Here is a 6170-nt window from a genome sequence, read left to right as displayed (position 1 = left end):
CGGACTTTAATCAAGCCTTGCGACTCAATCCCCAAGATGATATCGCCTATCGTAATCGAGGTAAAATACGCAGCCAACTGGGGGATAATGGGGGCGCGATCGCGGACTTCGATCGCGCTTTACAAATTGATTCTCACAATGCTTTGCTATTTGCTGCGCGGGGAGATGCTTATCAAACTAACAATAATTACCAAGATGCGATCCTCGATTATTCGCGATCGCTGGAATTAGATTCCGAAAATGCAGAAGTTTATCTCTCTCGCGCCAAAGTTTATGAGTATTTAGAAGACAAAGAGAGGGCGATCGCCGATTATCAACAAGCGGCGGATCGTTTTTGTGAGAAAGAAGATTGGACGAGTTATCAACTCGCATTAAATGGTTTAAAAAAGTTTCAATGGTTTCTACCGCGATCGGTTGTTTCAGAAAGTTCTAATATTCCTCAAATCTCAACACCCTACGTTCAATCAAATGCCTCTCATCGACAACTTTTAACCCTAGTTGGAGGTCATTGGTCCCTTGCTGAACGCTTAATTGGCCAAGCTAAATATGATTATCCTGGAAAATCTGAGACTTGGTATTTAGAAAAGGTCATTTGCGATATTGAACGCGATCGGGGTACGTAGGGGTTTGGTCTCCAAACCCTCTTTCTGTTTGGTCTCCAAACCCTTATCTTTCTTCACCCATTAATTTTGGCATTATATCATAGACGCGAGTATAATCAACTTTTGAATTATGACGCTTATCTACGGGAATTTGCGAACAAATTTTTATGCGTGCGATCCGATTATTCTCTAGAAAATGCTGCCAAAATTTTAAATCCAATTGTTGCTTATTTTTACGCAACTCAATTAATAATATTCGCTTTCCTTGCCAAGAAATAACAGCAGATCGCTTAACTTCGGGACAGCAATTAATAACGCATTCTACCGCAAAAGGATAGAGAATACCAAAGCGATCGCGGATACATCCCGATCGCCTTCCCAGTAGCCACAAACGCCCCCATTCATCTAAATACCCTAGATCTCCTGTAGAATGCCAAAGGGTACCACCAACGCGAATTTTATTGGTTTTCTCTTCCTTCTCATTCAGATATCCTGATAAGACGCGATCGCCACTGACGATAATTTCTCCGACTTCTCCCCAAGGTAAACAGTAATTTTTAAATTCATTCTCCTGGGAAAAAGCGATCGCCTTTTCTGGTTCTGAAAAAAGTTGTAACTGAAGATCTGAAACGGGTTTTCCCACTAATAATCCTCCCCCCGATCGCATTTTCTGCCAATCTAACTCGGCTATCTCTTCCTCAGCAATAGAGGCGATCGGTTCCGCTTCTGTGGAACCATAAACAATCGTAATTTTAGCTTGTGGGAAAACATTTTTTAGCTGAGAAATAGTGTGCGGCATGACTGGCGCACCCCCTACAAAAATCTTTTCAATTTGTGGTAAAATTAAACTGCGATCGCGACACCAATCGATTAAACATTCTAAAAAAGCAGGAGAAGCAATCAAACGAGAAGGATGATATTTTTTAATTTGCGCGATCGCGCGATCGGCTTTAATCTTTCCAGGAAAGCGTAGATCGACATCCGGAATAAGACTGGTTAACCCAGAAGCAAGATTAGCAAAGATAAAAATAGGTAATGTCGAGAGTTCTAATTCACCAGGTTGCAGTTGCAAAGTTTGTCTTAAAATTTGATATTGAGCAATCAGAAAACCTTGCGATCGCATTACCGCTTTTGGTTGTCCCGTACTCCCGCTAGTAAAGGTCAATAAAGCCGGGGAATCTGGCAAACAAGGGTAAATCTCGGTATAAGGAACTAAGCCGCTAATTTTCTGTCTGGAGAGGGTTTGCAGAAAAGGACAACCGAGACTAATTTTTAGAGGAATTTGCTGCAATTGAGGGCAAAAAAGTTGCAAAAAATGTGCTTTTGTGTTAGAAATAAACACTTGAGGCGGATAGATTTGACAACAGCGATCGATATGTTTTCTCCCCGCAGCAGGATCGAGAAAAATTGCCACCAAACCCAAGCGAAAAACTGCCGCCAGAATAATATATAATTCTGCGGAAAGCGGATAAAAAATCAGAACGCCATCTCCCGGTTTTAATCCTTTTTGGTGCAGAAAACGCGCCCAACATTGGGAAAAAAACTCAAGATCGCTAAAAGAGGTGATGCGAGAATGTCCAAATCTTGTTCTTGGATCGCGATCGATAATTGCAGGAAAATGAGGCTGTATGAGAGCGCGATCGCGAAATAATTCAATAATATTCATTCAGATATATTTCCGATTTTATTCCTCATTTTCCTGTTTATTTTCTAAGATTCTTGAACTTGAACTTGGCTGCTATGACTGCGAGGATCCTCGGGGGTTGCATTCGGTTTAATTTGGACATCAAATTGAGAAACCTTACCCGTTGTATTCGCATAAGGAAGCGTAACATCAGCAATTAAGGCTTGTAAATCTGCCTCTAAAATTGAACGAGGTTGTTCTCCTAAAGATTCTCCAACGGTTTCTCCCTGTCGATCCAGATAGACAAAATGAGGAATACCATCAACTCGATAACGAAAGATTTCTGGCAACCATTTGTTATTATCGACATTGAGCATGACAAAATTTACCGCATCCCCATACTCCCCCTTAAGTGCCTGTAAATCTCCCGCCATTACTTGGCAACTGGTACACCAAGTCGCATAAAATTCCATTAACGAGGGTTTACCATTCTCTAAAGCAATTTCTAAAGGTATGGCTGCTTTGGCTTGACTGTCAAGAGATGCGTCGCTTCTTTCCGTTTGCAGGGCAAAGAAAAGCGCAAAACTTAAAACAAATGCTACCAGTGCGATCGCGATCTTTCCGAGACGATTGTTCATAATAATTAATAACAGGATATTGAGAAAGTCTTCTGTTTAATACTTTAGCAAATAACCCATCCCTCAGCACAACACGATGAAAAAACGAGTAACTTTAACTTTTCCGAAACGTACCGTACAGATGGCAGTCACTTATCGACTGGCAAAAGATTTTAACGTTGCTGCTAATATTATTCGAGCGCAAGTTGCCCCCAATCAAATCGGTAAATTAGTCCTCGATCTTTTAGGAGATATTGATGCCATTGAAGCAGCCCTCGAATGGATGCGATCGCAAGATATTAATGTTTCCTTAGCAAGTCGAGAAATCCTCATTGATGAAGAAAGCTGCATTGATTGCGGTTTATGTACGGGAGTTTGTCCGACCGGGGCATTGACCCTCGCGCCAGAAACCTTTAAACTACAGTTTCATCGGTCTCGATGTGTCGTCTGCGAACAGTGCATTCCTACTTGTCCCGTCCAAGCGATTTCAACTAACTTTTAAAATAGCTTAGTAAAATAGCCTGTATCATAAAATTTTTTAAATTTAGCGAATGCAGAACGAATCTGGTTCTGAAAAATCCTCTCATGCTGCAAAAATGGAGCGAGATCTCGATCTCGATACAACCCTCCAAGAACTTCCTCTTTACGATAGCGCGATCGCCATTTCTTGTTTAGGGGTTGAACTTGCCGATCTGATCGCCCAAAATCCTCGGCTTCCGGGGGTTTTATTAACCGATGGTGAAGAATTAGTGGGCATTGTTTCTCGTCGTCAGTTGTTGGAGTATTTATTACTTCCTCAAGGCATGGGCTTCTTTTTAGATCAACCTTTACAAGTATTTTGGGGACATAATAACGCCGATATTTTGATTCTACCCGGTAATATGCACATTTTGACGGGAATGCAACGGGCATTAAAGCGATCGCCTCGCATTATTGCCGATCCTATTGTTGTACAACTCTCCTCTGGTGAATACAGAATTTTAGATTTTGGACAATTGAGTTTAGTCTCATGGCAAATTCGCGGTATCGAGGCTCAAGTTCGCTACGAACGTTCTCACGCACAAATGATTCAAACTGAAAAAATGGCGAGTTTAGGGCGTTTAGTCGATGGAATTGCCCACGAAATTCTCGATCCAGTGGGTTTTATTTGGGGAAATCTGACCCATATTTCTAGCTATAGTCAAGATTTATTAGATTTACTCACAGCTTACGAACAAGATGATATCAGTGTTTCTCAAAAAGTCGAAGATATTCGCGAAACCATTGAAGTTGCTTATTTACAAAAAGACTTTCCCCTAGCAGTTGAAAGCATTGCAACAGGAGCAAAACGCTTGCGGGATCTCGCCATGAGTCTGCAAAACTTTTGTCATGTTGATGAAGTTTATCCCAAACCTGCGGATCTCCATTCTTGCTTAGATGGCATTATTTTGCTCTTAAAAAGTCGTCTGAGTAGCGATATTCAGATTGTGCGGAATTATGGGCATTTACCTCCTATTGTCTGTTATATCGGTAAGTTAACGCAAGTCTTTACTAATATTTTTACAAATGCGATTGATGCGTTACTCGATCGCGCTGCAACGCAAAAATGGAAACAAGAATTCGATCGCACTTTTTTAGCTCAAAATCCACCTAAAATCGAGATTGAAACGCAAATTTTTTCCCGTTCTTCCTCGCGAGATAAATCAATTAAGGAGAGATTTATTTCCATTCGTATCGTAGATAATGGCATCGGCATGACAGAAAAACAACAGGAACAAATTCGCGACTCTTTTTCGGTAGAAAGACGGGCAGCTAAAGAAACCAGTTTGGCTATTAGCTATCAAATTGTCACGGCTAAACACGGAGGAACATTTAATTTTAAATCTCAATTAGGAGAGGGAAGTGAGTTTGAAATTATCCTACCATTGCTGCAATGATTCCCATTAACTGCCAAGGAAAATTCATTATAATTCACCGTTGATATTCTCGAATCATAAAAAACGGGCGATCGCTCCCTTTTTGATTTTTCTGGAGTACCCTAATCAAGCGATTCTGCAAACTTTGTTGAGCAATTAGATAATCGTTGAGCAAAAATGCGCCGCGCATCCTACGATTCAGTCCGACAGGACGAATCGCTAGTTAGCGGCGCGGGTTGTTTAAGTCGCCCCGGTTCGTCTTGGTTCTGAATGTATCGCAGCAAAGTTTCAATATTCGCTCGACCTCCAACAGAAATACAACAGTAAGAACGCGACCAAAAATAAGGCTTCCAAAAGAAAGGCTTCAAGTGTTCTACGTACTCAGCACGAATGCGACGAGAAGAGACAGACTTCATATTCTTAATTAAATTAGCAGGTGCAACCGTAGGACAAGTTTCTATAAGTAAGTGAACATGGTCGGACTCACCCCCAAACTCTACCAATCTACTATCCCATTTGGTCAATAAATCTCGAAATATCTCTTCGAGTCGCACAAGAATGTCAGCAGTGATGCACTTGTGACGATACTTGACTGACAACACAATATGATAAAAAATTCGATAAGCACTGTGGTTTTTGGTGTTTAGCGTGTTATAATCAACTGACATGAGCAATAATAGCAATATGGCTAACTCGATTGTACGCACAGATAGATGGGGATTGCAACCCACACCAGAACAGCGTAAATATTTGCGGCTAACCCAAAATATTTATCGTCAATTCGTTCGCGGATTGATTGGTGTAGTCTATACTCATTACTCGCACATTAACAGCGCAGAAAGTTCTTGTGCGGCAACCGAGAAACTCATTCATAAAACCAAAAAGAATCCCAACCCCAAATACGCTTATTTTGACCGCAAATTCTACAAGTTTCCCTCTTATTTAAGACGGGCAGCTATCGAATTTGCAATTGGTCAAGTTTCCTCATTCATTACACGATATTCGTCTTGGCAATCAGGACAAAGAAAAAGAAAAGATGCACTGCCTCCTAGATTAAACGGTAAAACGAATGTGTACGCCGTTTTGTATAAAGGGCAGTGCATTAAGTTTAATAATGAGTTGTCTGAAGCAAAAATCAAGGTTTTCAATGGTTCGGATTGGATTTGGATAACCGTTAAAATTGTTTCCAAACGAGAGCGACATCTTGACTCTGACAACAAACAATTATCGCCAACATTAATTGTTGGCGATAAATCAGTTTGCTTATCCGTTCCATTTAAAGTCAAGACAACCCCCCTAAATCCCCCCACTGGGGGGACAGAGGGGGGAAAAGTCGTAGCCATTGATGTTGGTATCAATACTTTAGCGACTGCAACAATTGTCAGTTCTGACGGCACTGTGACTGCAAGAGAATTCTTTCATCTAGCAGCCG

Annotated in this window: 6 protein-coding genes and 1 pseudogene; 4 read left to right on the top strand and 3 right to left on the bottom strand. The window is 41.1% G+C overall.

The window, feature by feature from the left end:
• Positions 1 to 623, top strand: a 623-nt coding sequence (locus tag VB714_RS06785; RefSeq protein WP_323222420.1) for a tetratricopeptide repeat protein, incomplete at its 5' end; no start/stop codon positions are given.
• Between the two features lie 43 nt (positions 624 to 666).
• Here VB714_RS06785 and VB714_RS06780 read toward each other — a convergent pair.
• Both VB714_RS06780 and VB714_RS06775 read right to left on the bottom strand, forming a co-directional pair.
• Positions 667 to 2268 carry an AMP-binding protein gene (locus VB714_RS06780; protein WP_323222418.1) on the bottom strand — a complete coding sequence of 534 codons (1602 nt, stop codon included), beginning with the start codon at positions 2266 to 2268 and terminating at the stop codon, positions 667 to 669.
• Between the two features lie 44 nt (positions 2269 to 2312).
• The gene (locus tag VB714_RS06775; RefSeq protein WP_323222416.1) at positions 2313 to 2864 is read right to left on the bottom strand and encodes a thioredoxin family protein; all 552 of its coding nucleotides are present in this window, start codon (positions 2862 to 2864) and stop codon (positions 2313 to 2315) included.
• Between the two features lie 76 nt (positions 2865 to 2940).
• Between VB714_RS06775 and VB714_RS06770 the strand changes: the two genes are divergently transcribed.
• Together VB714_RS06770 and VB714_RS06765 are read left to right on the top strand one after the other, a co-directional pair.
• On the top strand, positions 2941 to 3345 hold the full coding sequence (locus VB714_RS06770; RefSeq protein WP_323222415.1) for an NIL domain-containing protein: 405 nt from the start codon (positions 2941 to 2943) through the stop codon (positions 3343 to 3345).
• A gap of 49 nt (positions 3346 to 3394) precedes the next feature.
• Complete coding sequence (locus VB714_RS06765) at positions 3395 to 4759, top strand: sensor histidine kinase (RefSeq protein ID WP_323222413.1); 1365 nt, start codon at positions 3395 to 3397, stop codon at positions 4757 to 4759.
• 170 nt (positions 4760 to 4929) lie between these two features.
• Here VB714_RS06765 and tnpA read toward each other — a convergent pair whose 3' ends face one another.
• Positions 4930 to 5406: an IS200/IS605 family transposase gene (gene tnpA, locus VB714_RS06760; RefSeq protein ID WP_204105368.1), complete on the bottom strand. Its 477-nt coding sequence runs from the start codon at positions 5404 to 5406 to the stop codon at positions 4930 to 4932.
• A gap of 16 nt (positions 5407 to 5422) precedes the next feature.
• Between tnpA and VB714_RS06755 the strand changes: the two are divergent.
• Positions 5423 to 6170 (top strand): annotated as a pseudogene (locus VB714_RS06755) (IS200/IS605 family accessory protein TnpB-related protein); the annotation flags it as partial.

The organism is Spirulina sp. 06S082 (assembly GCF_034932145.1).
Classification (GTDB): Bacteria; Cyanobacteriota; Cyanobacteriia; order Cyanobacteriales; family Spirulinaceae; genus CCY15215.
The sequence above is the reverse complement of the archived record's forward strand: the minus strand, read 5'-3'. Positions and strand labels throughout refer to the sequence as shown.